The sequence below is a fragment of the Herbaspirillum sp. NPDC101397 genome, assembly GCF_044767325.1.
Taxonomy (GTDB): domain Bacteria; phylum Pseudomonadota; class Gammaproteobacteria; order Burkholderiales; family Burkholderiaceae_D; genus Herbaspirillum.
Map to the genome: position 1 here is coordinate 202238 of NZ_JBIWNS010000008.1, position 23673 is coordinate 225910.

Annotated in this window: 24 protein-coding genes; 4 read left to right on the plus strand and 20 right to left on the minus strand. The window is 59.8% G+C overall.

The features are described 5' to 3' along the window. Window positions 1-15: 15 nt before the first annotated feature. The 6 genes from ACIROW_RS20115 to ACIROW_RS20140 all read right to left on the minus strand — a co-directional run bounded on the left by ACIROW_RS20115 (window position 16) and on the right by ACIROW_RS20140 (window position 8206). Entirely contained in the window at window positions 16-4134 is a 4119-nt protein-coding gene (locus ACIROW_RS20115) for a response regulator (RefSeq protein ID WP_402278235.1), read from the minus strand. Window positions 4135-4167: 33 nt separating this feature from the next. Continuing rightward, the gene (locus ACIROW_RS20120) at window positions 4168-6381 is read right to left on the minus strand and encodes a methyl-accepting chemotaxis protein (RefSeq protein ID WP_402278237.1); all 2214 of its coding nucleotides are present in this window, start codon (window positions 6379-6381) and stop codon (window positions 4168-4170) included. 80 nt (window positions 6382-6461) lie between these two features. After that, window positions 6462-6983, minus strand: a complete 522-nt coding sequence (locus tag ACIROW_RS20125; protein WP_402278239.1) for a chemotaxis protein CheW — start codon at window positions 6981-6983, stop codon at window positions 6462-6464. Between the two features lie 53 nt (window positions 6984-7036). Then, the gene (locus ACIROW_RS20130; RefSeq protein ID WP_402278241.1) at window positions 7037-7402 is read right to left on the minus strand and encodes a PleD family two-component system response regulator; all 366 of its coding nucleotides are present in this window, start codon (window positions 7400-7402) and stop codon (window positions 7037-7039) included. A 49-nt stretch (window positions 7403-7451) separates the two neighbouring features. Continuing rightward, window positions 7452-7847 (minus strand): PleD family two-component system response regulator, encoded by a 396-nt coding sequence (locus tag ACIROW_RS20135; protein ID WP_402278243.1) that lies wholly within the window; start codon window positions 7845-7847, stop codon window positions 7452-7454. A gap of 206 nt (window positions 7848-8053) precedes the next feature. Beyond that, window positions 8054-8206, minus strand: a complete 153-nt coding sequence (locus ACIROW_RS20140; RefSeq protein ID WP_040503154.1) for a rubredoxin — start codon at window positions 8204-8206, stop codon at window positions 8054-8056. 96 nt (window positions 8207-8302) lie between these two features. On the opposite strand from ACIROW_RS20140, the gene ACIROW_RS20145 reads away from it, so the two are divergent. Both ACIROW_RS20145 and hemL read left to right on the plus strand, forming a co-directional pair. Further along, window positions 8303-9130 carry a hydroxymethylpyrimidine/phosphomethylpyrimidine kinase gene (locus ACIROW_RS20145; protein WP_402278245.1) on the plus strand — a complete coding sequence of 276 codons (828 nt, stop codon included), beginning with the start codon at window positions 8303-8305 and terminating at the stop codon, window positions 9128-9130. Window positions 9131-9147: 17 nt separating this feature from the next. Further along, window positions 9148-10449, plus strand: a complete 1302-nt coding sequence (hemL, locus tag ACIROW_RS20150) for a glutamate-1-semialdehyde 2,1-aminomutase (RefSeq protein ID WP_402278247.1) — start codon at window positions 9148-9150, stop codon at window positions 10447-10449. Window positions 10450-10548: 99 nt separating this feature from the next. Here hemL and erpA read toward each other — a convergent pair whose 3' ends face one another. The 6 genes from erpA to rplM all read right to left on the minus strand — a co-directional run bounded on the left by erpA (window position 10549) and on the right by rplM (window position 14160). After that, window positions 10549-10914: an iron-sulfur cluster insertion protein ErpA gene (erpA, locus tag ACIROW_RS20155; protein ID WP_016832796.1), complete on the minus strand. Its 366-nt coding sequence runs from the start codon at window positions 10912-10914 to the stop codon at window positions 10549-10551. Window positions 10915-10967: 53 nt separating this feature from the next. Next, window positions 10968-11369: a polymer-forming cytoskeletal protein gene (locus tag ACIROW_RS20160; RefSeq protein WP_007877923.1), complete on the minus strand. Its 402-nt coding sequence runs from the start codon at window positions 11367-11369 to the stop codon at window positions 10968-10970. An 8-nt stretch (window positions 11370-11377) separates the two neighbouring features. Continuing rightward, complete coding sequence (locus ACIROW_RS20165; RefSeq protein WP_402278248.1) at window positions 11378-12082, minus strand: DUF6776 family protein; 705 nt, start codon at window positions 12080-12082, stop codon at window positions 11378-11380. 23 nt (window positions 12083-12105) lie between these two features. Next, window positions 12106-13143, minus strand: coding sequence for an N-acetyl-gamma-glutamyl-phosphate reductase (gene argC / locus ACIROW_RS20170; RefSeq protein WP_402278250.1), 1038 nt, complete (start codon window positions 13141-13143; stop codon window positions 12106-12108). Between the two features lie 186 nt (window positions 13144-13329). Continuing rightward, window positions 13330-13722, minus strand: coding sequence for a 30S ribosomal protein S9 (rpsI, locus tag ACIROW_RS20175; RefSeq protein ID WP_016832800.1), 393 nt, complete (start codon window positions 13720-13722; stop codon window positions 13330-13332). A 9-nt stretch (window positions 13723-13731) separates the two neighbouring features. Continuing rightward, window positions 13732-14160: a 50S ribosomal protein L13 gene (gene rplM, locus ACIROW_RS20180; RefSeq protein WP_016832801.1), complete on the minus strand. Its 429-nt coding sequence runs from the start codon at window positions 14158-14160 to the stop codon at window positions 13732-13734. Window positions 14161-14712: 552 nt separating this feature from the next. Between rplM and ACIROW_RS20185 the strand changes: the two genes are divergently transcribed. Then, window positions 14713-15171, plus strand: a complete 459-nt coding sequence (locus tag ACIROW_RS20185; RefSeq protein WP_116434713.1) for an OsmC family protein — start codon at window positions 14713-14715, stop codon at window positions 15169-15171. A gap of 59 nt (window positions 15172-15230) precedes the next feature. Here the strand turns inward: ACIROW_RS20185 and coq7 are convergent, their stop codons facing one another. The 7 genes from coq7 to ACIROW_RS20220 all read right to left on the minus strand — a co-directional run bounded on the left by coq7 (window position 15231) and on the right by ACIROW_RS20220 (window position 21715). Beyond that, a complete protein-coding gene (gene coq7 / locus ACIROW_RS20190; protein WP_402278253.1) occupies window positions 15231-15857 on the minus strand; it encodes a 2-polyprenyl-3-methyl-6-methoxy-1,4-benzoquinone monooxygenase in 627 nt (208 codons plus the stop codon). Between the two features lie 51 nt (window positions 15858-15908). Then, entirely contained in the window at window positions 15909-16943 is a 1035-nt protein-coding gene (gene pyrC / locus ACIROW_RS20195; protein ID WP_402278255.1) for a dihydroorotase, read from the minus strand. Window positions 16944-17192: 249 nt separating this feature from the next. After that, entirely contained in the window at window positions 17193-17921 is a 729-nt protein-coding gene (locus ACIROW_RS20200; RefSeq protein WP_402278257.1) for an amino acid ABC transporter ATP-binding protein, read from the minus strand. 79 nt (window positions 17922-18000) lie between these two features. Further along, window positions 18001-18696 carry an amino acid ABC transporter permease gene (locus ACIROW_RS20205; RefSeq protein WP_402278259.1) on the minus strand — a complete coding sequence of 232 codons (696 nt, stop codon included), beginning with the start codon at window positions 18694-18696 and terminating at the stop codon, window positions 18001-18003. A gap of 3 nt (window positions 18697-18699) precedes the next feature. Next, complete coding sequence (locus ACIROW_RS20210; protein WP_402278261.1) at window positions 18700-19449, minus strand: amino acid ABC transporter permease; 750 nt, start codon at window positions 19447-19449, stop codon at window positions 18700-18702. 220 nt (window positions 19450-19669) lie between these two features. Then, window positions 19670-20617, minus strand: a complete 948-nt coding sequence (locus ACIROW_RS20215; protein ID WP_116434704.1) for an amino acid ABC transporter substrate-binding protein — start codon at window positions 20615-20617, stop codon at window positions 19670-19672. A gap of 177 nt (window positions 20618-20794) precedes the next feature. Next, window positions 20795-21715 carry an amino acid ABC transporter substrate-binding protein gene (locus ACIROW_RS20220; protein WP_402278263.1) on the minus strand — a complete coding sequence of 307 codons (921 nt, stop codon included), beginning with the start codon at window positions 21713-21715 and terminating at the stop codon, window positions 20795-20797. A gap of 40 nt (window positions 21716-21755) precedes the next feature. Here ACIROW_RS20220 and ACIROW_RS20225 point away from each other — a divergent pair, with 40 nt between their 5' ends. Beyond that, window positions 21756-22232 (plus strand): hypothetical protein, encoded by a 477-nt coding sequence (locus tag ACIROW_RS20225; RefSeq protein ID WP_402278265.1) that lies wholly within the window; start codon window positions 21756-21758, stop codon window positions 22230-22232. A gap of 18 nt (window positions 22233-22250) precedes the next feature. Here ACIROW_RS20225 and ACIROW_RS20230 read toward each other — a convergent pair whose 3' ends face one another. After that, complete coding sequence (locus tag ACIROW_RS20230; protein ID WP_402278267.1) at window positions 22251-23549, minus strand: Glu/Leu/Phe/Val dehydrogenase; 1299 nt, start codon at window positions 23547-23549, stop codon at window positions 22251-22253. Between the last annotated feature and the right edge of the window lie 124 nt (window positions 23550-23673).

A 23673-nucleotide genomic window follows, 5' to 3' on the forward strand; every position in this document is an offset into this window, starting at 1 on the left:
GCAAATGCGCTCTGCCTAATTGACGGGCGGCGACTGATCTTCCAGGCCGCCGTCATCCCCTTCCGTGTCCTCCGGATCATGCCGGAACAGCACTTCGTCGACACGGAATTCGGGGCGGACGCCGTCTTTTGCGATCAGGCCGTGCACCAGGTTGAGCAGCACGTCGTCCTGATACGGCTTGCCGAGGTAGGCGTTGACGCCCAGTTCCATGGCGCGCTCGCGATGCTTGGCGGCGGTGCGCGAGGTGATCATGATGATCGGCAGGGTCGCGGTAGCGGCCATGTCGCGGATGTTGCGCGTCAGGTCAAAGCCGTCCATGCGCGGCATTTCGATGTCCAAGAGAACGATGTCGGGTCGCACGGCCTGCATTTGATGCAAGGCGTCGACGCCGTCGGTGGCCAGCACTACCTGGTATCCCTCACGCGTCAGCAGGCGATGCATGACGCGTCGTACCGTCAACGAATCGTCGACCACCAGCACGATCTTGCGGCTGGCGCCGCCATCGGCGCCGTGCGGCTGCTCACGCCGCAAGATGCGCTGGTAACCCTGGCGCTGCGCCAGCTGGATGGGATTGAGGATCAGCACGATGCTGCCGCTGCCCAGCACCGTGGCGCCGACCACGCCGGTCATGCCGGCCAGCTGCGGACCGATGCTCTTGGTGACGACCTCGCGATTGCCGACGACGCGATCCACCAGAATCGCGAGGAAGTCGTGGCCGCTCTTGATCACCAGCACCGGCAGCGCTTGCTGCAAGGGGATGATACGGTCTTCGCCCAGCAGCGCCGACAGGTAATGCAGCGGCAAGCTGCGCCCCTGCCATTCCAGCAAACCTTCACGAAACACCCGTTCCTGGTCGACGCGCTTGAGTTGCAGCACTTGCTCGACCAGCAGGGAGGGTATGGCGTAGCTTTGCCGGTCCAGCTCCAGCAGCACCACTTGCGCCACCGCCAATGACAGCGGCAGGTGGATGATGAATTGCGCGCCTTTGCCGGCGACCGTGGCGATGCTGATGCGTCCACCGAGCGAAGCGACTTCCGAACGGACCACGTCCATGCCGACGCCGCGTCCGGCAATGGCCGTGACATTGCTGCTGGTCGAAAATCCCGGATGAAAAATGATGCTGGTCAGTTCGACATCCGACAAACGCTGGTCCGGATCAATCAATCCCAGATGCAGCGCTTTCTCATGAATGCGCGCGAGGTTCAGCCCCTGGCCGTCGTCGGCGAGCCGGATCATGGCTTCATTGCCCTCCTGCCGGACCTCGAGCTGCAGCCGGCCCACCGCGTCCTTGCCGGCGGCCAGCCGCTGCCCGGCGCTCTCGATGCCGTGGGCGGCGGCGTTGCGCAGCAGATGTTCGAAGGGGCCGACCATCTTTTCCAGGATACTGCGATCAAGTTCGACGGCGCCGCCGATGATGTCGAGGGCAAGCTCCTTGCCGGTTTCCTTTGCCATTTGCCGGACCAGCCGTTGCAGGCGCTCTTCGATGCCCTTGAACTGCACCATGCGCGCATGCATCAGTTCGCGCTGCATGTCGCGCGTCAACCGGGCCTGATGCACCAGGCCGTTTTGCGTGCGGTCCACCGTGTCGAGCAGATTCTTTTGCAGCGACGCAACGTCGTTGACGCTTTCCGCCAGCATCCGTGTCAGTTCTTGCAGATGTGTGAAGCGATCGAATTCGAGCGGATCGAAATGCTGGTTCTGCGGCTGCTTCTGGTTTGATGCGGCGATCTGGATTTCGGCCTGGATCTCCACCTCGCGCAGCTGGGTGCTCAGCCGCGCCACGTTGCCGCCGAGGTCGGTCAGATGCTGGCGCAGGATGTTGACTTCGGATTCCAGGCCGGAGCGCGAGATCGAGATTTCGCCGGCCTGGTTGAGGACGCTGTCGAGGATGCCGGCGCGGATGCGCACCAGCGGTGCGGCAGCCGTTGTTGCTGCCGATATTGCCGCCGGTTCGGCCACGACCTTGGCGATCTCGGCCTGGACTGCTGTAGTCGGCGCGGCGGCGGCACGGGCAGGCGCGGATGTGGGTATGGACGCCGCTGCGAGCGGCGATTGCAAGGCATCGAACAACTGCAGCCCCTGGTCGTAGCGCGCCAGCAAATCGTCGATCAGCGCCGCCGACGGCTCGCCGTCGCGCATCATTTCCCCAATACTGCTTTCCAGATCATGGATGTGCTGGCCGAGTCGCATGGCCCCGGCCATCCGTGCGCTGCCCTTGATGGTGTGCAGCGGTCGCAGAAGATACTGGATCAGCGCCGTATCGCCCGGCGTCTTCTGCAGCTTGTACAGGCTCTCGCCGACCTGCGGCAGCAAATCGCGCCCCTCTTCCAGGAAAATATCCAGCAAATCCGGATCAATGACGTCGCCGCCCGGCTCCGGCGGCTTGACGCCTGCCGCCTGTATGTTTTCAGCCGGGATGCTCCTGGCGCCGTCATGGCTCTGACGTCGACGTGCTTCCAGCGTCGTCAGCAAGGTGCGCAGCTGCTGTGATACGGCGGGGCGCGGCGAGGGCATGATGCACGCAGCGAATTGTTGCTGCATCGCCTGGAGGTCATGCACCACCTGCATCAGTTCGGCGCATATGGCGGCATCCATCAAACCCGGATAATTTTCCAGGAACTGCATGAGCTCATCGAGCGGCTGCGCCAGCGCCAGCAATGGCGCAAACTTGACCGACGCCGCGCTGCTCTTGAGCGAGTGGGTCGCCCGCAACGCTTCCGCCGCGATCACCTCGGGTGTCGCGTTCTGCCATTGCGCGATTTGCGTCGCGAGGATGTCGAGCAGATTCGCCGATTCTTCGCTGTAAATCTGATGCAGCCTGACGGGCAAGACGAGATCGCCGACCCGGCAAGTCTCGGCATGTTCAGCAATTTTTGTTTGCGCCGGCGGAGATTCACCTCGGGCATGAGCGGCAACTGCCGCCAACAAACCATCGGGGCTGCGCAGCGATTTTCCGTTGACGCGGATCTCGTCGATCCAGGCGTTCAGCTCCACAACGGCGTAATCCAGCAAGGCATAGTCGCCGGCCGCGCCCGTCCGGCCGGCGGCGGACCAGGCGGTGGCGAACTCTTCGAGCGCCATCGCACTGCGGGCCAGGGCGTTAAGCCCGACCATCCTGCCACTGCCTTTGAGCGTATGGAAGCCTCGCCGCATGACGACCACCTGCGCCATGTCTTGCGGCGTCGCGCGTGATGCCGCCAGCGCGCTGCGTATGCTGCCCAGCACCTCGCCGGCTTCCAGCAGGAAAACCTCGCGCAGTTCAAGGTCGATTTCTTCCGGCTCTTGCTCTTGCTGTTTCTGTTGCAGCGGCTGCGCAGCAACGGTCGCGATTTTTAGTGCTCTATCCGGTGCACCCGTCGCTGTAATCCCAGAGGCGGCGGCATCCTCTTCGGCGGCCTTGCCCGGATACGCCATCGATTGCGGCGCGTTATGCATCAGCGGCATGGACAGGCTCAATGCCGCCATGTTGTATGTCAGGCGCGCCAGGACCGCCGCCTCTGCAGCGTTGGCGTTCGCCACGCCGGTACGTGGCAGGCGATCGATGTCCGCGGCGCACAATCGCAGCACTTCGCAGGCAGCAGTCAATTCCAGTGCCTGCGCCACCGTTGCGAGTTGCGGCGCCAGCAACCCGGCCTCACGCAATGCGTCGGGTGCGTCGCCGCCCTGCAGAAAACGGTCCAGAAAATTCTCCAGACGAGCAAGATCGGTCGTCAATTGCGCGATGGCGACTTTCAGGGCGGGACGCCGTTGCGTGACCTCATCCTCGTCCGGCGCAATGCCCTGCCGTGGCGCTATCCCGGCCTCGATGTCGACAAGACAGGCACGTAAATCCGTACAGGCTCGCTGCACGGATTGATCCGCATCGCCGGCAGCGCTTTGCTCCAGTTCGGCCGATGCGAGCAACCCGAGCAGTTCGGCGACCCTGATATTCAACGGCGTATCGCCAATGAACGCCAGCGCGTCGGCCCCTTGGCGCAGCAAGGCATGTGCCTGCCGCTCTGCTTGCGGATTGTCGTCGCCCAGCAGCTGCATCGCCTGATCGACGGTCGAGAGCAATCCCGACGCCAGCGATGCCAGGCTGGACGAATCCGAAGACGAATCCGGCGGAAAATCAGGCGTGGAATCGGAAGCCATGCGCGATCTGCAAGTTGGACGGACGCTTCCGCATCACGAAATCGTGACGCGGAAGCGCGATACCGAGTTCTTCAGCAACTCGGCCAGATCATGCAGCTCGTTGAACAGCGACAACACCTGTTCGCGACGCTGCTCGATGATCTCGTTCTCGCTGAGGATGTTCTGGATGTCGTGCGCCACGCTGTTGGCGGAAGTGGCCTGATGTCCGGTCGAAGAGGAAATGTCCTGAATCAGTTCGGCCAGCTGGTTCGACACGCGGCGTATGTCCGACAGCGAGGCGCCGGCGGCGTCGGACAGCTTGGCGCCGTCAACCACGCCGGCGGTTGATTTTTCCATCGCCGCCACGGCGTCATGCGTGTCGGCCTGAATCATGCGCACCAGTGCACCGATCTGCCGAGTCGCCGCGCTGGAGCGTTCTGCCAGTCGCTGCACTTCTTCGGCCACGACCGAGAAGCCGCGGCCGGCCTCACCGGCGGAAGCGGCCTGGATGGCGGCGTTGAGCGCCAGCACGTTGGTTTGTTCGGTAATGTCTGAAATCAGCTCGGTGATCTCGCCGATCTCCTGCGACGACTCGCCCAGGCGCTTGATGCGCTTAGAGGTTTCCTGGATCTGCTCGCGAATCTCGTTCATGCCCTTGACGGCGTCTTCCACCGCCTTGGCGCCGCGCTCGGCCACCACCACCGAATGGCGCGCGACGTCGGCCGATTTGTTGGCGGAGATCGACACGTCGGTAATCTGTATCGACATCTCGAGCATCGATTGCCCGGTGTCATGGATGCGGCGCGCCTGGATCTGGCCGGCGCTGGTCAGCTCCTGCGCATTGTCGCGCACCTGGTTGGAGGCGGCCGCCACCTGCGAGGCGGTGTGCGTGACCTGGCCGACCAATCCGCGCAATGCCTCGACCGTGTAATTGACCGAGTCGGCGATGGCGCCGGTGATGTCTTCGGAGACCGTGGTGTGCACCGTGAGGTCGCCATCCGCAACTTTCTGCAGTTCATTCATCAGTCGCAGGATCGCCGCCTGATTGATGGCGTTGGTGCGCATCGCGCGCTCTTCCTGCTGTTGCGCGTGCAGCCGTTGCGCCTCGGCTTCCTGGCGGCGCAACTCGGCTTCTTCGGCGTTGCGGCGACTGCTTTGCAGCTGCACCCAGGAGATGCCGACGCCGCACACCAGCGCCACCGCCATCGACAGCAGCATGATCCAGAACGTCCACGAGCGGGTTTCCTGCGCTTGCCGGTAGTCGTTTTGCAGCACGGTCAGATGCTGCTTGAGGGTTTCATTTTCGAGAAATACCAATTGCTCGGATTGCTTGGCGGCGATGAAGTTTTGCAGGTTGCCGAGGATGTTGGCGACCAGCGGCTGGTACTCGCCGAAGACTTTTTCCAGCTCGTTGAGCTTGTCGCGCACGTCCTTGTCCCGCACCGCGTTGATGCCGAGGATTTCGCTGCCGTTGAGGAAGCCGTCGATGATGTCGCGGAAGGTATTGACGTCCTTGCCGAGCAGGAAGGCAGTTTCCGGATTGACGCCTTCGGAAGTAAGGAATTCATTGGCGCTGCGCCCCAGGCGCAAGGTCAGCAGCACCAGTTGCGCTGCGGCGGCGACTTCGCGCGGCGAGTTGCCGCCCTGCGATTGCAGCATCGAGATCTGCTCGCTCAGGTCCAGCAGATTCGGCGAGAGCAGCCGCAGCCGCGCCAGGGTAACGCCGAAGCCGGTCAGTTCCGGCTGCAGCTTGAGGATGGTGGAGGCGGCTTTGTCGGTGTGATCCCAGATCTTTTGGACGTCGGTCAGTACAGTGCGCATTTCCGGCTCCGGCTTGCGGATGGCATAACCCTGATACTCGCCGCCGAGCATGAGGACATTGAGCCCCTGATTGAATTCCTTGCGGCTTTCGGTGAGCTGGCTGAAGGCCTCGCGATTGCCCTGGATGGCGTTGGGCACGGCCTTGCCGATACGCTGCGAGTGCATGACCAGATCGCTGGTGATATGCGCCTGCAGGCTGACATGGATGTAGTGCTTGGATCCCAGCCACAGGAAGAAGAACATCGACAACAGCGCCATGATCAGCAGCATCAGCAGAATCCGCGTCTGTGCGCGCAGCGAATGGCGGCCGATGAACGGCAGGCGGGTGTGCTGGTAGCGCTGCATGTACTTGTCTGCTTTGGCGCTGATGACGGATGGCTGGCTCGCCTGAGTTCCCGCTGGCCCGGCTGTTTTATTCTTCGAGAGATGCGGCAGCTTGAATGCCATGGCTAAGGCTCCTTGTTACGAGGTCGTTGCGCGGTTGCGGTGAAATTTGCTTTCAACCGCGGCACTCAGTGCGACAGCTTTTATAGTCCGACTTGCAAGAAACGTGGATCTTCCACAATCTCGGCGAGGCTGATTTCCACCCATTCGTTCAGGTCGCCATCGAGATAACGTCTGCGTCCGCAGTCACCGCTCTGCTGCTCGGTCATTTCCTGGATGTGCCGCAACCCCAGAACGCGCGACAGCAGGAAACCGGTATTGCCCGATAAAGCACTGGAAACCACCAGCACGCGGCTTTCCTTGCTGATCGTCTGCGACGGTCCGCCCAGAAAGCGATCGAGATCGACCACGCCGATCAGGTTGCCGCGCACGTTGGATAGTCCAAGGTACCAGTCCCGCGCCAACGGCACTTTGGTGACGGCGATCAGATTGACGATTTCGCCTGCTTCGCGCAGATCGAGCAGGCAGCGCCTGTCGCCGATCATGACGCCAAGGCGGCTGTCGCGCATGCCGGAGCCATCACGCGCGGCCTCCATGCGTTCGAGCAGACGCGCCTGGAATTCATGCAGCCGGCCGTATCGCCATTGGTCAGGAACTGAGTCCACCCTCGCCTCTTCTGTCTGGACTGAATGCGTGCCGGACTGGGACCGGCGCGCGCTCAGCCGATCGCGGCAATTTTTGCCAATAGTTCCTGCGCATCCACCGGTTTGACGACATAGTCGCACGCCCCCTGGCTCAACGCCCAGATGCGATCGGTTTCCTGGTCCTTGATGCTGCACATCATGATCGGAATGTCCCTCAGGCTGGGATCGCGCGTCATTTGGCGCGTGATCTGGAAACCATTCTTGCCGGGCATGACGACGTCCATCAATACCAGTTCAGGCCGATTGCACCGGATCTTCCCCAGCGCTTCCTCACCGTCGTCGGCGGTATCGACTTCAAACCCGTTCTTGCTCAGAATCTCGGTCAGGAGATAGCGGTCAGTCGGCGAATCATCGACGACGAGAATTTTCTTGATTCCCATTGCACTGTTGCTCCGTACCTGAGAAGTGCTTTTTGCTAAAAATACGCCGCTATCGCCGGCCCCCGGCGTATGTCCCGACGGCCTGCAACATGCCGTCTTCCGTGAATGGCTTGGTCATGAACGCCGCGGCACCGACGATGGCGCCGCGCGCCCGGTCGAACAACCCGTCCTTGGACGACAGCATGACCACTGGAGTTGCATGGAATCTTGCATTTTTTTTAACTAATGCACAAGTCTGGTAACCGTCGAGCCTGGGCATCAGGACATCGCAAAAAATCAGATCGGGAGTGTAAGTCGCAAGCTGGGCCAGCGCATCGAAGCCGTCTTCGGCCAGCATCACCCGATGTCCGGCCTGCCCGAGGAACAGCGAGGCGGAGCGCCGGATGGTGGCGCTGTCGTCAACAACGAGGATCGTGAAGCTGCGGCAGGCTTGCGCATCAGTCATCAGAACTCCTGGAAATCGTTGCGGCAGGCGGTGGGAGGCTGCGGCTACTGCTGCCGTGAGCCTGCTTTAGGCGACTATAGCAAAGCGGCTGCCGGTGCATAAATGGAACAAGCCCGCTTTGCCCCCTCATTTGGGAGCAAGGCAGGCTTGCGGGCAGTTCCTGACGGAAACTTCGCGGGCGCGACGCTCCCTGCCGGGCTGTCGGATTAGAGCGCGACCATCTCGAAATCTTCCTTGCGGGCGCCGCATTCCGGGCAGGTCCAGTTGATGGGAACGTCTTCCCAGCGTGTGCCGGGAGCAATGTCTTCGTCCGGCAGACCCGCTTCTTCGTCGTAGACCCAACCACAGATCAGGCACATCCAGGTCTTGTATTCTGTTTTGCTATCGCTCACGGCTGACTTCCCTCAATTCAATCTAAAGTAAAATGGTAAACCAGATATCTTAATCTACTCGTCGTGCAAAACCAAACATCTCCGCTGATATTAACCTTTGGCGCAGCCGACCCCGTCGGCGCGACCGGCATCCAGGCCGATCTGGCCACCTTTGCCGCCATGGGCTGCCATGGCTTGTCCATCATCACTTCCATCCTGGTGGGCGACACCGCGCGTATCGAGGACATCCAGGTCATTGACGTCGACTGGATGGCCGACCAGGCTCGTGTGATCCTGGAAGACATGCCGGTGGCGGCTTTCAAGGTCGGTGCGGTGGGCAGCATCGAGAATATTTCGGCGATCGCCGAAATTGTTTCCGACTACCCGGACATCCCGCTGATCCTCGATCCCTTCATCACCGCCATGCCCAGCCAGGAAGGCGACGACGATGACAACCTGATCGCGATCCGCGAATTGCTGATCCCGCAGACCACGCTGATGCTGGCTTCCGCAGTGGAGCTGAACCGCCTTGCCGAAACCTGGCGCGAGCCGGTACCCAGCGACGCGCTGCAGCTCGACGCCATGCGCATCGTCGAGATGGGTTGCGAATACCTGTTCGTCACCGGCATGCCGGGCGGTGATTCGCATGAAGTCGCCAATGCGCTGTTCGATGAATCCGGCATGATCCGTCGCGACAGCTGGCAGCGCCTGCCGGGCTCGTTTACAGGAGCCGGCTCGACCTTATCGGCGGCCATCTGCGCCATGCTGGCCAACGGACTGGAAATTCCGGAAGCCGTCTCCGAAGCGCAGGAATTCACTCTCGCCGCCCTGGCCCACGCCCAACGCCTGGGCATGGGCAAGCTGATCCCCGATCGTTATTTCTGGGCGCGTGAAAACGACGCACCCAATTAATCATTTTTCCATTTCGCATGAACGCACATAGCCCACGCAATACCAACGAATCCCTGTTCGCCCGCGCCCAAAAGACCACGCCCGGCGGCGTCAACTCGCCGGTGCGCGCCTTCCGCTCGGTCGGCGGTACGCCGCGCTTCATCACCAAGGCGCAAGGTCCGTATTTCTGGGACGCCGAAGACCGCCGCTACATTGACTACATCGGCTCCTGGGGCCCGGCCATCGTCGGCCACGCCCACCCGAAAGTGGTGCAGGCAGTACAGGAAGCGGCCGCGCGCGGCCTGAGCTTCGGTGCGCCGACCGAAGGCGAGATCGACATGGCAGAAGAAATCTGCAAACTGGTGCCGTCCATCGAGCAGGTACGCCTGGTCTCAAGCGGCACCGAAGCGACCATGAGCGCCCTGCGCCTGGCGCGCGGCGCCACCAAGCGCGACAAGATCGTCAAATTCGAAGGCTGCTATCACGGTCACGCTGACTCCTTGCTGGTCAAGGCCGGCAGCGGCTTGCTGACGTTCGGCAACCCGACCTCGTCGGGCGTGCCGGAAGATTTCGTCAAGCACACGCTGGTGCTCGACTACAACAACACCCAACAGCTGGAAGAAGCGTTCAAGGCTGCCGGCAACGAGATCGCCTGCGTGATCGTCGAGCCGGTCGCGGGCAACATGAATCTGGTGCCGGCAACCGCCGAATTCCTGCAAACCATGCGCCGCCTGTGCACCGAATACGGCGCCATCCTGATTTTCGATGAAGTGATGTCGGGTTTCCGCGTGGCATTGGGCGGTGCGCAATCGCTGTATGGCATCACGCCCGACCTCACCGCCTTGGGCAAGGTCATCGGCGGCGGCTTGCCGGTCGCGGCATTCGGCGGCCGCGCCGACATCATGAAGCACCTGGCGCCGCTGGGCGGCGTGTATCAGGCCGGCACGCTGTCGGGTAACCCGGTGGCCGTTGCGGCCGGCATGACCACGCTGAAGATCATCCAGGAACCGGGTTTCTACGAACAGCTGTCGGCACAAACGCGCAAGCTGGCCGATGGCCTCAGCGATGCTGCCCGCGACGCCGGCGTGACGTTCTCGGCGGACACGCTGGGCGGCATGTTCGGCCTGTACTTCTCGGCCGCCGTGCCGACCAGCTATGCCGAAGTCATGCAAGGCAACAAGGAACGCTTCAATGTGTTCTTCCACGCCATGCTCGACCAAGGCGTGTACCTGGCGCCATCGGCGTTTGAAGCGGGCTTCGTGTCGGCGCAGCATGACGATGCCGTGATTGCCCAGACCGTGGTCGCGGCGCGTACGGCTTTTGCCGAGATCGCCAGCTGAATCACACATGCCACGCATGCAGCGGTGAAAAACAAAAAAGGACGCTTGCGCGTCCTTTTTTACGTCTGGGAAGACTGATCCTGCGGTTGGTCCGGCTGCTTACGCCGAGAACGACGAACCGCAACCACAAGTGGTGGTGGCGTTCGGATTCTTGATCACGAACTGCGCGCCTTCCAGGTCGTCCTTGTAGTCGATCTCTGCACCGACCAGGTATTGGTAGCTCATCGAGTCGATCAACAGCTGGACGCCGTTCTTGGTCATGGTGGTGTCGTCTTCGTTGACGATTTCATCGAACGTGAAACCGTACTGGAAGCCGGAACAACCGCCACCCTGCACGAACACGCGCAACTTCAGGTCTGGGTTGCCTTCTTCTTCGATCAGTTGTGCAACCTTGGCGGCGGCGCTGTCGGAAAAGACCATCGGGGCTGGCATCGATGTTTCGGGGATTTCGGCTACGGCATTCATATCAGGCTCCTGCGTCTGCGGACAATGAAGACATTATAAGTCGTCTGGAAAAATCATGCATCGCCACCGGCCGAAGCCGCCAGCTTGAGCACCGGCGCCTCTTCGGTCTGGCCATGGCTGAGCTTGCCGGATACCAGCGCGCCGCCGTGCATTTCCAGAGCTTTGTAATACACATCTCCAGTTATGCGGGCTTTCGGCTGTAATTCAAGTAGCTCGACCGAATGAACGTCGCCGATGATTTCACCGTTGACGATCAGGTGCACCGCGCGGATTTCGCCGACGATCTTGGCGTGCTCGGAGATCACCAGCACGCTCGGCTGGCCGGCCTCGGCATTGATATTGCCCTTGATGTGGCCGTCAATGCGCAAACCGCCCTTGAAATGGACATCGCCCTGGATACTTGTGGAAATGCCGATCAAACTGTCGATCGTGCTTTTGGATTTACGTCCCAACATGATTCACCTCACAAATTCACGGATTGCTGGGCGCGCATCTGACCTCTTTCGAGTACGCGAGCCTGAATCGCCTTGATGGTTGCACCCTCGGGCAGGGTCAATACGCCTTCCACCCGCTGATAGTACTTGAATGCGAGCTTGTAGCGCGCCGGATCTGTCGCGTTTTGTTCGGGGAAGTTGATAATAACACTTTTGCCTCCCTGCAACACTGTCACTGCAAGTTGCAGGTTGCCTACAAACTGACGCCCTTTTTCGCCCTGAATTGCGAGCAATTGATAACGAACTTGATTCGGCACGACCACTTCGGCCTTCAGGCGCTGGATGGTGATGCCGTCGACACCGACGTTGGTCGGCAGCAAGCTTTCAAAAAACGACAGATCTTCCTTGAGCTTGTTGTTTTCCGTCACCAGCGTCTTCAGTTGCCCGGCCAGTTGCGCCTGCGCCGAGCGCTCGATGTTGAGCTGGCTTTCGGCTGCATTGGCGCTGGTCGACAACCGCTCGCGCTCGGCGCTGAGCTTCTTGACCTGCTCTTTCAGTTCGACCACCTGGTCGCGCATGCCGTCCGGATTCAGGCCGGCAAAGTTGTTGCGCCCGAGGTCGTACGCCAGCATCGCCAGCGCACCGCCGAGACCGACCACCACCGCCAGGAACACTGCACGCAGTGGCCAGGGCATGTGGCGCTTGATGGTCATCTTCGGCGCTGAAATCGACATGCGCCGGACCCATAGCTTGTATTTCACGGCAGAACCGGCACGTGCAGCAGGCCGGTGGTTTCCTCCAGGCCGAACATCAGGTTCATACATTGCACGGCTTGGCCGGACGCGCCTTTGACCAGATTGTCCTGCACCACCAGCACGACCACGGTGTCGCCGTTGTCCGGGCGATGCAACGCAATGCGCAGCATGTTGGACGCGCGCGTGGTGCGCGTTTCCGGATGTGCGCCGAACGGCATCACATCAATGAACGGTTCGTCCTTGTAGGCGCCTTCAAACAACGCCTGCAACGCGGCGTTGTCGATGTCCTTGGTCAGGCGCGCGTACAGCGTCGAATGCATGCCGCGGATCATCGGCACCAGATGCGGCGTGAACAGCAGGCCGACCTTGTCGCCGGTCAATGTGCTGAGGCGCTCGACGGTTTCCGGCGAGTGGCGGTGACCGGACACGCCGTAGGCCTTGAAATTGTCGGAGGCTTCCGAAAACAGCGTGGCGATCTCGGCCTTGCGACCGGCACCGGAGACGCCCGACTTGCAGTCGGCGATCAGGTGCGATGCATCGATCACGCCGGCCTTGAGCAGCGGTGCAAAGCCCAGCTGCATGGTGGTCGGATAGCAGCCCGGATTGCCGACCAGGCGCGCCTTGCGGATGGCGTCGCGATTCAGCTCGACCAGACCGTAGGCGGCTTCCTTGAGCAGCTCAGGGCAGCTGTGCGGCATCTTGTACCACTTCTCGAACGCGGCGATATCCTGCAGGCGAAAATCCGCCGCCAAATCGATCACCTTGACGCCGGCGGCCAGCAATTCAGGCGCCTGGGCCATGGCGACGCCATGCGGCGTGGCGAAGAAGACAACGTCGCAGTCGGTCAGCTTGGCTTTGTCGGGCGAGGAGAAGGCGATATCCACGCGGCCGCGCAGCGACGGATACATTTCCGCCACCGGCATGCCATCTTCCTTGCGCGATGTCACTGCCTGCAACTGCACTTCCGGATGCGCGGCGAACAGGCGCAGCAACTCCACGCCCGTGTAACCTGTGCCGCCGACGATACCAACCTTGATCATGTTTTTTCCTTGCTGAACGGGCTTTCCCGGGAGCCTTTGATTTTAACAGGAGAATATTTCTGTCACATTAACCTAAGGCCAGCCGATTCAAAGCGCAAATAAGGGCGAAAAATCCGCCCCAGAATGCAAAAAGCCGCCAGGCTTGCGCCGGCGGCTTTTCGTTGTGCTGAAAAGCACGCGTCGATATTAACGCTTCGAGAATTGCTTTGCGCGACGAGCTTTGCGCAGACCAACCTTCTTACGTTCGACTTCACGTGCATCACGTGTAACGAAGCCTGCCTTGGACAGTTCTGGCTTCAGTGTTGCATCGTAGTCGATCAGAGCGCGGGTGATGCCGTGACGAACAGCACCAGCCTGGCCGGATTCACCGCCGCCGTGGACGTTGACCATGATGTCGAAACGCTCGACATTGCTGGTCAGTTCCAGAGGTTGACGAATCACCATCAGACCGGTTTCGCGCGAAAAATATTCATTCGCTGGCTTGCCGTTGACGACGATCTTGCCCGAGCCGGACTTGATGAAAACACGCGCCACTGCACTCTTGCGACGGCCGGTTCCGTAATTGTAGTTACCGATCATGTCTATTCCTTAGAGTTCGAGTGCTTTAGGTTGCTGAGCAGCGTGCGGATGATTGCCATCTGCATAAACCTTCAGCTTCTTGATCATCGCGTAGCCGAGCGGGCCCTTAGGCAGCATGCCCTTGACCGCTTTTTCCAGCGCGCGACCTGGAAAACGCTGTTGCATTTTCAGGAAATTGGTTTCGTAGATGCCGCCTGGGTAGCCGCTGTGACGGTAGTACGTCTTTTCAGTTGCTTTGGTGCCAGTGACGCGCAGTTTGCCTGCGTTGATCACGACGATGAAATCGCCGGTGTCGACGTGCGGAGTAAATTCTGGCTTGTGTTTGCCGCGCAGTCGGAGTGCCACTTCGCTGGCAACACGTCCGAGGACTTTGTCCGTCGCGTCAATCACCAACCACTCGCGCTTTACCTCATGGGCTTTAGCGGAAAAGGTTTTCATGATGACTTCCTAATATTAAAAATAAACGCTCAATTTGGCGGTTCTGCGACTATCGAAGCGGCGTGCTGCAAATACTGCCTCGTGCTACCAAACGCAGACTCTTCCTTGTTATCTTTCCCAGAGCGAACGGAAAGCCGAGAATTATAGCCTTTTCAAGGACTTAGCGTCAAACCCTTTATTCCCAGGGCCGCGCGCAGTGGCCTTTTCGGCACAGTTGTCTATGAAGCCACGCCGGGAGGCAAGGACAAAAAAAACCCGAAACGAGGGTTCCGGGTTTAAATCCACACCAAAGGAGGAGGGTGGAGGAGACAGGGTTGATTGCGTCGAAAACGTCAATCAGTGAATTCAATATAGCAAACGAAATTGTGCACTGCAAGATTTAATTTGTACTATGTGGCGCATTTTAAAATAGAGGAAAAACAATAGTTTTTGCTGCTTTGCAATATGCATTTTTTTGCCTATTCTGCCCGCCTTCGCGAAATCACGGACGGCCCCGGTTTGCGGGAAAAGCTACAATAGCCGCCTCCCCTTATTTATCGAATGAGAACGCATATGGAATGCACAGTACGCTGGACCGGCCTCTCCTCGGGCATGACCTTCCTCGCTGAAACCGGCTCCGGCCACGTGGTCGCCATGGACGGCGCACCCGATGGCGGCGGCCGCAACCTGGCGCCACGCCCGATGGAAGTGGTGCTGCTGGGCACGGGCGGTTGCACGGCCTACGATGTGGTGGTGATTTTGCGCAAGAGCGGCCAGGACATCCGCGGCTGCGAAGTGACGCTCAAGTCGGAACGCGCCGAACAGGATCCGAAAGTGTTTACCAAGATCCATTTCCATTTCACCGTACGCGGCCGCAACCTCAAGCCGAACGTGGTGGAGCGCGCGATCAAGCTGTCGCACGACAAGTATTGCTCAGCCTCGATCATGCTGGAAAAGACGGCGGAAATAACGCATTCGTTCGAGATCATCGACGACCTCACCGATCCGCCGCAGCAACTGCAGCAGCAATAACTACGGGCCGCTTGACCGCGCACGCCCCGCCGCGACGGCCGGGCCCCTGAACCTTGCGTTCAGACGCGGTAAGCCACCGTGGTCATGACCTTCGACATCATCTTCATTGCGCTGCGGATGGTCGCCGGCATCTCGGCCGCGCCCAGGGCCTTGGCTGCCTCCCCGTGCTCGACCTCATCCTTGCGCATCTGGTCGACGATGGCGCGCGACTTGGCGTCCTGCACCGGCAATTTTTCCAGATGGCTGATCAGGTGCAATTCGACCTGGCGCTCGGTTTCAGCAACGAAACCGAGATTGCGCGCATCGCCCAAACGCGCCGCGATCGAACCCAGCACGTAAGAACCGGCGTACCACAGGGGATTGAGCAGGCTGGTGTGCGAACCAAGTTCGCGCAAGCGCTCGGCGGTCCACGCCAGATGATCTTCTTCCTCTATTCCCGCATGCGCAAATTGCTGCTTGAGTGCCTGCGTCCGGGAAAACCGTCCCTGCGCATCGTACAGCGCCTGCGCGCACACTTCACCGACATGGTTGACGCGCATCAGTCCGGCACTATGCCGCTTCTCGGCGTCACTCATGGCGGCGTCGCCGATCTGCGCAGCCGGATTCGGACGCGATGACGCCACCACGCCGCTGACCACGCGCAAGGCCTTGTCCAGGTCATGAATCAGTTTGTCGGCGAATAACATAGGGGCGGTCTCACTCAGGAATAATCGGTTTCAACGATGCTCAATGGTGCCTCACGCCATCTTCCAGGCGATGGTTTCACCGCCGTTGAGCGGCACCACACTGGTGTCGCCCATCGGCAGTTCGGCCGGGATGGTCCAGTTTTCACGACGCAGCGTGACGCTGCCCTGATTGCGCGGCAGGTTGTAGAAGTCCGGGCCGTTGAAGCTGGCGAATGCCTCCAGCTTGTCCAGCGCGCCGGCTTGATCGAATGCCTGGGCATACAGTTCCAGCGCGTGCAGCGCGGTGTAGCAGCCGGCGCAACCGCAGGCATGCTCTTTCAGACCCTTGGCGTGCGGCGCCGAATCGGTGCCGAGGAAAAACTTGTCGCTGCCGGAAATCGCCGCTGCAACCAGCGCCTGGCGATGGGTTTCGCGCTTGAGCACCGGCAGGCAATAGTAATGCGGGCGGATGCCGCCCTTGAAGATTTCGTTGCGGTTGTACAGCAGGTGATGCGCGGTGATGGTCGCGGCGGTCGGGCCCTCGGACGACATCACGTAGTCAGCGGCGTCCTTGGTGGTGATGTGTTCGAACACCACCTTGAGTTCAGGCATGTCGCGGCGCAGCGGCGTCATCACGCGATCGATGAAGACCGCTTCACGGTCGAAAATGTCGATGGCCGGATCGGTCACTTCTCCGTGGACCAGGAAAGGCATGCCGGTTTCCTGCAGCACTTCCAGCGTCTTGTAGCAGCTGCGCAGGTCGGTCACGCCGGCGTCGGAATTGGTGGTCGCGCCGGCCGGATACAGCTTGACCGCGTGCACGAAGCCGCTGTCCTTGGCCTTGCGGATTTCTTCCGGCGGCGTATTGTCGGTCAGGTACAGCACCATCAGCGGCTCGAAGTCCGAACCGGCCGGCAGCGCCGCCAGGATGCGGTCGCGATAAGCCGATGCCAGCGCCACGGTGGTGACCGGCGGCTTCAGGTTGGGCATGACGATCGCGCGCGCGAACTGATGAACGGTGTGCGGCAACACGCTTGCCATGGTCGCGCCGTCGCGCAAATGCAAATGCCAGTCATCCGGACGGGTAATGGTCACTACGTCGCTCATCGCTCTTCTCTTCCCTGATCGTTCTGTTGATGGTTTAACCGCCGTGCCGGATCGTCGACAGACTTGTCTGCCGGAGCACGAAATCCTGCTATTTTACCGCAAGGGGTGATGCGCGCCGCTTGCGTCACATCAAGCAGCGCGCTGCCCAAAAAGCAAAAAACCGCTGCGGCCGGAGCCGGAGCGGTTTTGCTGATCCTGGTGTCGACAGATGCCGGAGCATCCGCAAAACACCGTCACCGATCAGGGCGATCAGTGCGTAATGATCTTGGCCAGGAAGTCGCGTGCGCGATCCGAGCGCGGCGAACCGAAGAAGTCTTCCTTCTTGCAGTCTTCCACGATCAAACCCTTGTCCATGAAGATCACGCGGTTGGCGACCTTGCGTGCGAAACCCATTTCGTGGGTCACGACCATCATGGTCATGCCTTCTTGCGCCAGGCCGACCATCACGTCCAACACTTCATTGATCATTTCCGGATCGAGCGCCGACGTCGGTTCATCGAACAGCATCGCGATCGGGTCCATCGACAGCGCGCGGGCAATCGCCACACGCTGCTGCTGGCCGCCGGACAGTTGGCCCGGGAATTTATCCTTTTGTGCGATCAGGCCGACGCGATCGAGGTACTTCAGACCCTTTTCGGTGGCTTCGGTGACGCTGCGACCCAACACCTTGACCTGGCCGATGGTGAGGTTTTCACGGATCGACAGATGCGGGAACAATTCGAAGTTCTGGAACACCATGCCGATGCGCGCGCGCAGTTTCGACAGGTTGGTCTTCGGATCGCCAACGGACACGCCGTCAACGGTAATATTGCCCTTCTGGAACGGCTCCAGGCCGTTGACGGTCTTGATCAGCGTCGACTTGCCCGAGCCCGACGGACCGCAGACCACGACCACGTCGCCCTTGGCCACGCTGGTGGTGCAATCGGTCAGAACCTGGAAGCTGCCGTACCACTTGCTGACGTTATTGAGTTCAATCATTTATTTCTCCTAATTCCTGAATACGGTATGTCCGCCGGCGTCAGGCGCATGCTGCGCCGGCGAGAGTCGTTAGCATTGGTTAGCGAATGATGGCGATCTTGTGCTGGAAGCGCTTGACGGTTTGCGACAGCACGAAGCTGAGCACAAAGTAGACCACGGCGACAAACAGGTACATTTCCACCAGGCGGCCGTCACGTTGAGCGATCTTGGAAGCGCTGGTGACGAAGTCCGGCACCGAGCCCAGCACGTAGACCAGCGACACGTCCTGGAACAGCACAATGGTCTGGGTCAGCAGGATTGGCGTGACGTTGCGGAACGCCTGCGGCAGCACCACATTGCCCATCATCTGCCAGTAGTTCATGCCGATCGCATAGCCGGCAAACACCTGGCCGCGCGGAATCGACTGAATGCCTGAGCGCATGATTTCGCAGTAATACGCAGCTTCAAACAGGATGAAGGTGATCAGCGCCGACTGGAACGCGCCGACCTGGATCGGTTCGCTGGCGCCGATGATCCACGCCCCGATGAACGGCACCAGGAAGTAGAACCAGAAAATCACCAGCACCAGCGGCACGGAGCGAATCAGGTTGACGTAGGTGGTGGCGACGAACGACAACGGCTTGTTGCTGGACAGGCGCATCATCGCCAGCAGGGTGCCGAGGATGACGCCGCCCACCATGGCCGAAATCGTCAGCACCAGGGTGAACTTGAGGCCGGTCGTGATCAGGTAGAACCACGAACGCTGAATAATATCGAAGTCGAAATTGGAAAACATGGTTTAGTGTCCTCCCGTGCTGGAGCTGCCGGTCGTAATGTAACCGGGTACGGCCGTGACGCGCTCGAGGAAGCGTGCCAGCAACAGTGCGATGACGGAAATGATGATGTAGATGATCGTGGCGCCGGTAAGCGATTCGAAGGTCTGGAACGTGAATTCGCGCATCGAGTAAGTCGCAGCAGTCAGTTCCACCAGACCGATGGTCAGCGCCACCGAGCTGTTCTTGATGATCGCTGCAAATTCGTTGGTCAGCGCCGGGATGATGATGCGGAACGCCATCGGCAACAGCACGTAGCGATATGTCTGCACGGGTGTCAGACCAAGGGCGGCGCCGGCCATGCGTTGACCGCGCGGCAAGGCGTTGATGCCGGTGCTGACCTGCACGGCGACGCGCGAGGACGTGAAGAAACCGAGCGCCAGGAAGGCAGTGACGAACGATGCCTGCGGCAGGCTCTTGAGCCAGTCGCCCAGCGCAGCAGGAACCAGTTCCGGCATCACGAAGTACCAGAGGAACATCTGGACCAGCAATGGAATATTACGGAACAGTTCAACGTAGCCGTTGGCGATCTTGACGGCCCATGGCTTCTGGGTCGTGCGAATGGTGCCGATGACCGTGCCGAGAATGAGCGCCATGATCCAAGCCAGTACGGCCGTGGCGATGGTCCATTTCAGGCCGATCAGTAATGTATCGATGTAGGGGATGCCGTCGGGAGATTGCTCCCAGAATATGCCCCAGTTCCAGTTGTAATGCATAAATGCCCTCGTCTTCTCGTCTCGACTCGTTTGCGATCAAGAACTCCATTTGCATGGCGCTCTTCGGCTGCCTGCGCCGGCTTTCCTTTGAGGTGAAAGACGACTTCTGAGCAGGTCTTGCTTTTCTTCGCCAACTTAAACAAAACGGGGGACAACTCCCCCGTTTCGTTTTTCATGCTGCGCGGCAATCAAATGCCGCGCTTTCAAGCGTCTCTCCGAATTACTTCTTCTTCGAAGATTGCTTTTGCGCTTCCGGCACGGCTGCGTAAGCAGACGGTTCGCCAGAATCGGTAGGCTTGGCGAAGACGGCTTGCAGTTGCGGGCTCATCGGCACGTTCAGGTTGACACCCTTTGGTGGGATCGGCGATTGGAACCACTTGGCGTAGATCTTCTTGATGTCGTCGCCCTTGTAGACGTTGATCATCGCGTCATCCACGACCTTCTTGAAGGCGGTATCGCCCAGCGGCAGGATCAGGCCGTACGGCTCAACCGACAGCGCTTCGCTGGAAACAACGTAGTCGCCAGGAGCCTTGGAGTTGGCAGCCAGCGAGGACAGCAGGATGTCGTCCATGACGAACGCCACTGCACGGCCGGTTTCAACCATCAGGAACGCTTCGGCGTGATCCTTGGCAGCCAGGATGTTCATGCCCAGGTTGCGTTCGGTATTCAGCGTGGTGATCTGCTTCAGGTTCGATGTGCCGGAAGTCGACACGACGGTCTTGCCCTTCAGGTCATCCAGCGTCTTCAGGTTGGCGGCCTTCTTGGTCAGGAAACGGTTCGCGGTAACGAACTCGGTGACAGCGAAAGCAACTTGCTTCTGACGTTCCATGTTGTTGGTCGCGGAATCGCACGAGATATCGGTAGTGCCGTTGGCGATCAGCGGAATACGGGTTGCCGAAGTCACAGGAACCATCTTCACGTTCAGCGAAGTCAGGCCCAGCTTCTTCTGGATCGCAGTTGCCGCTTTCAGGCACAGATCGATCGAGTAGCCTTGATACGATTGCTTGTCGTCCAGGTAGGAGAAAGGAATCGATGCATCACGAACACCCAGCGTCAGCGTGCCGGTTTCCTTGATTTTTTTCAGACGACCGGTGAACTCTTCAGCGTGGACCGAGCCCATCAAAACACTTGCCCCAACCAACACCCCTGCGAACTTTAATAACTTCATGTGACCTCCTGGAAAAATTTTTACGTAGTGTACCAAAAGCCATTCTTCAAAAATAGTCTTCATTCTTGAAAAGAGGCTATTTTGCTCTCAATTCAGCGTAGCTTGCAAAAACCGCCCCGCTCGCCGCTCGCCGCTCGCCGCCCAAAATGCGCGATCGCAGCAAAAACGGCGCAGTGTTCAGTCGTCGCCGACCTTGTCCGTGGGATACCGCAAAGTATCGCGCAAAATGAATCCCATGGGCATCTCCATTGACGGCACTTTTGCGCTGATCGGCTGCACGAACCAGCGATCGTAAATCCTGAAAATCTCACCTGACCGCACAATCCGCACCATCTGCAGATCGACGAATTTCTTGAACTCCGGATCGCCCTTGCGCATCATGATGCCGTAAGGCTCCAGCGATAGCGCCTCGCCCACGACCTGGTAATTCTTTGGCTGCCGCGCCGACAACAGGTAGCGCCGCAACAGCACGTCTTCCATCACGAAGGCATCCGCCCGGCCTCTCTCGACACTGTCGAAAGCGTCTTCGTTATACGCGACTTCCACGATCCTGACATTCAGCGAGCGTATCTTGCTGCGCTGCTCCAACAACTTCACCATTGGCGTGTTGCGCGGCACAACGACCGTTTTTCCGCGCAAGTCTTCCCAGTTCTGAATGCCGGAATCTTTTTTTACCAGCATGCGCACCGAGGCATAAAAATGCGGCACGGTGAATGCTGCAATCTTGCGCCGCTCGGCGTTGTTCGTGGAAGTGCTGCACTCCAGATCGGCCTTGCCCTGATCCAGCGCGATGAAACGCGTCACCGTGTCGACTTCCATGAACTGCACCTGCATGAGCGGCAACTTCAACTCCTTGCGCAGGCCTTCCGCGATGTTCCTGCACAGCTCGATCGTATAACCGGTCACCTGCTTGTCGTCACCGACAAACGCAAACGGCGTCGTGCCGTTGAGGTAAGCGATGACCACTGCATTGGTGCGTCGGATTTTTTCCAGCGTTCCCTCCGCCCGCACCTGCATCGGCAAACTGATGCATAAACCCAGAACCAGCGTGTTGATGATCCACTGCATCGCCGCCTGGCTGGCATATCGAGTCATCATCGCGCGCCCTCTTGCCGACGTATTCCGCCGGAGATTTAGAATGAGCAAGTATCATGCCAGAAAATCAAGTCTCCAATCGCGAGATCAGCACGGCAATTCAAGCCCTTATTGCGTCATTTGCCCGCCTGGCGGCACCTGCGTCGTGCAGGTGAAAGCCGCGCCCCCAGGCGCATGCAGCAAAATCATCAACAAGGATAAACAGCTTGTCTGCGAATCGCGCTGCGCAAGCAGCCGTGCACGAGAATGCGCACGAAAGGTGCGCATCAACGGCATGACGCATGTCGGCGTGGACGGCTTGTATTTGGCGTGGACGTCTCCTCCTTCGCGCGCGGCATCGCTTGTTTGCAGCCACGGAAAAAATGCGATCAAACGCAGCTGCGTTTCTCGCCATTCCCGACTGCAAAAACGTGCCGCCGATTTATCTTTTTTACTGCACACGGCAAACGGAGATATTGGTCTTGTAGTTCTTCCGTTTGCCGTGCTGTCGCGTCATTGCTTTACTGCGTTATTGCATTGATGCGCTGTCTTGCATCCATCAAGGATACAGGCCGCGCATCTCACGCGCCTGCAGCACGCGGGTACAAGCAACGATAAAGGCGGCCGTGCGCAACGAGATTTTCTTGTCGTCCGCCAGCTGCCACACCGCTGCGAATGCTTCGCGCATGATGCGGGTCAGGCGCAGGTTGATCTCGTCCTCGGTCCAGAAAAAGCTCGAGAAATCCTGCACCCATTCAAAATAACTCACCGTCACGCCGCCGGCGTTGGCGATCACGTCAGGCACGATCAGCACACCTTTGTCGTGCAAGATGTCATCGGCCGCCGGTGTGGTCGGACCGTTCGCACCTTCGAGAATGATCTTGGCGCGGATCACCGACGCATTGGCTTCGGTGATTTGCTGCTCGAGGGCGGCAGGCACCAGAATGTCGCAATCGGTCGCCCAAAACAGGGCGCGATCCTTCACTTCGTCGGCGCCCGGGAAACCCTGGACGCTGCCGTGTTCGGCCACGTACGCCTGCAATGCCGGCACATCCAGACCGCTGTCGCGCACGACCGTCGTGATGTGATCCTGCACCGCCACCACCTTGGCGCCGGCTTCCGCAAACAGACGTGCTGCGATGCCGCCGACGTTGCCGAAACCCTGCACCGCAACGCGCGCGTCCTTGATATCGAGACCGCGTTTTGCAGCGGCTTCGCAGCCGACCACGAACACACCACGGCCGGTCGCTTCATGGCGCCCCAGGCTGCCGCCGAGCGAAATCGGCTTGCCGGTGACGACGCCCGATGCAGTACTGCCCTGGTTCATGGAATAGGTATCCATCATCCACGCCATGATTTGCGAATCGGTATTGACGTCGGGTGCGGGAATGTCTTTGTTCGGTCCGATGATGATGCCGATTTCGCTGGTGTAGCGACGCGTCATGCGCTGCAGTTCGCCGCGCGACAATGTCTTGGGATCAACCCGGATGCCGCCCTTGGCGCCGCCGTACGGCACGTTGACTGCGGCATTCTTGACGGTCATCCAGGCCGACAGCGCCATGACTTCCGACAGTGTGACGTCCTGGTGGAAACGCACGCCACCCTTGCCCGGACCACGCGAGGTATTGTGCTGCACGCGGTAGCCTTCGAAGTGGGCGATGGTGCCGTCGTCGCGCTCGATGGGCACGTCGACGATCAGGATGCGCTTGGGACGCTTCAGGGTTTCCACCCAGCGCGCCAGCGAGCCGAGGTGAGGGGTAACGCGGTCGATTTGTTCGAGGTAGACGCCCCATGGGCCGATGCCATGCGGGGTTACGTATGAGGGGACTTCGTGCTGCTTGAGTGGTTCGTTCGACATGATGCAATCGCTCCTTGATGTTGCCACGCTTAAGCCATGCTGGCCGAGGCTGCTGCAAAATTAATCAAACTCGCGGAACTCGGTCGAAGTCAATGGAATTCAGCGGAATTCAAGCTAACGTCAT

Coding starts and splice junctions, on each gene's coding strand:
- ACIROW_RS20140 (WP_040503154.1), bottom strand. CDS start 8,206: ATGTGCCTGATCTGTGGTTGGGTCTACGACGAAGAAGCGGGTCTGCCG.
- ACIROW_RS20205 (WP_402278259.1), bottom strand. CDS start 18,696: ATGTTTTCCAATTTCGACTTCGATATTATTCAGCGTTCGTGGTTCTAC.
- ACIROW_RS20160 (WP_007877923.1), bottom strand. CDS start 11,369: ATGTTGGGACGTAAATCCAAAAGCACGATCGACAGTTTGATCGGCATT.
- ACIROW_RS20230 (WP_402278267.1), bottom strand. CDS start 23,549: ATGTCGAACGAACCACTCAAGCAGCACGAAGTCCCCTCATACGTAACC.
- ACIROW_RS20120 (WP_402278237.1), bottom strand. CDS start 6,381: ATGGCATTCAAGCTGCCGCATCTCTCGAAGAATAAAACAGCCGGGCCA.
- ACIROW_RS20130 (WP_402278241.1), bottom strand. CDS start 7,402: ATGGGAATCAAGAAAATTCTCGTCGTCGATGATTCGCCGACTGACCGC.
- argC (WP_402278250.1), bottom strand. CDS start 13,143: ATGATCAAGGTTGGTATCGTCGGCGGCACAGGTTACACGGGCGTGGAG.
- ACIROW_RS20215 (WP_116434704.1), bottom strand. CDS start 20,617: ATGAAGTTATTAAAGTTCGCAGGGGTGTTGGTTGGGGCAAGTGTTTTG.
- ACIROW_RS20185 (WP_116434713.1), top strand. CDS start 14,713: ATGGAATGCACAGTACGCTGGACCGGCCTCTCCTCGGGCATGACCTTC.
- coq7 (WP_402278253.1), bottom strand. CDS start 15,857: ATGTTATTCGCCGACAAACTGATTCATGACCTGGACAAGGCCTTGCGC.
- ACIROW_RS20225 (WP_402278265.1), top strand. CDS start 21,756: ATGAGCAAGTATCATGCCAGAAAATCAAGTCTCCAATCGCGAGATCAG.
- hemL (WP_402278247.1), top strand. CDS start 9,148: ATGAACGCACATAGCCCACGCAATACCAACGAATCCCTGTTCGCCCGC.
- rplM (WP_016832801.1), bottom strand. CDS start 14,160: ATGAAAACCTTTTCCGCTAAAGCCCATGAGGTAAAGCGCGAGTGGTTG.
- ACIROW_RS20115 (WP_402278235.1), bottom strand. CDS start 4,134: ATGGCTTCCGATTCCACGCCTGATTTTCCGCCGGATTCGTCTTCGGAT.
- ACIROW_RS20165 (WP_402278248.1), bottom strand. CDS start 12,082: ATGTCGATTTCAGCGCCGAAGATGACCATCAAGCGCCACATGCCCTGG.
- erpA (WP_016832796.1), bottom strand. CDS start 10,914: ATGAATGCCGTAGCCGAAATCCCCGAAACATCGATGCCAGCCCCGATG.
- ACIROW_RS20220 (WP_402278263.1), bottom strand. CDS start 21,715: ATGATGACTCGATATGCCAGCCAGGCGGCGATGCAGTGGATCATCAAC.
- pyrC (WP_402278255.1), bottom strand. CDS start 16,943: ATGAGCGACGTAGTGACCATTACCCGTCCGGATGACTGGCATTTGCAT.
- ACIROW_RS20210 (WP_402278261.1), bottom strand. CDS start 19,449: ATGCATTACAACTGGAACTGGGGCATATTCTGGGAGCAATCTCCCGAC.
- rpsI (WP_016832800.1), bottom strand. CDS start 13,722: ATGATCGGTAACTACAATTACGGAACCGGCCGTCGCAAGAGTGCAGTG.
- ACIROW_RS20135 (WP_402278243.1), bottom strand. CDS start 7,847: ATGACTGATGCGCAAGCCTGCCGCAGCTTCACGATCCTCGTTGTTGAC.
- ACIROW_RS20200 (WP_402278257.1), bottom strand. CDS start 17,921: ATGATTGAACTCAATAACGTCAGCAAGTGGTACGGCAGCTTCCAGGTT.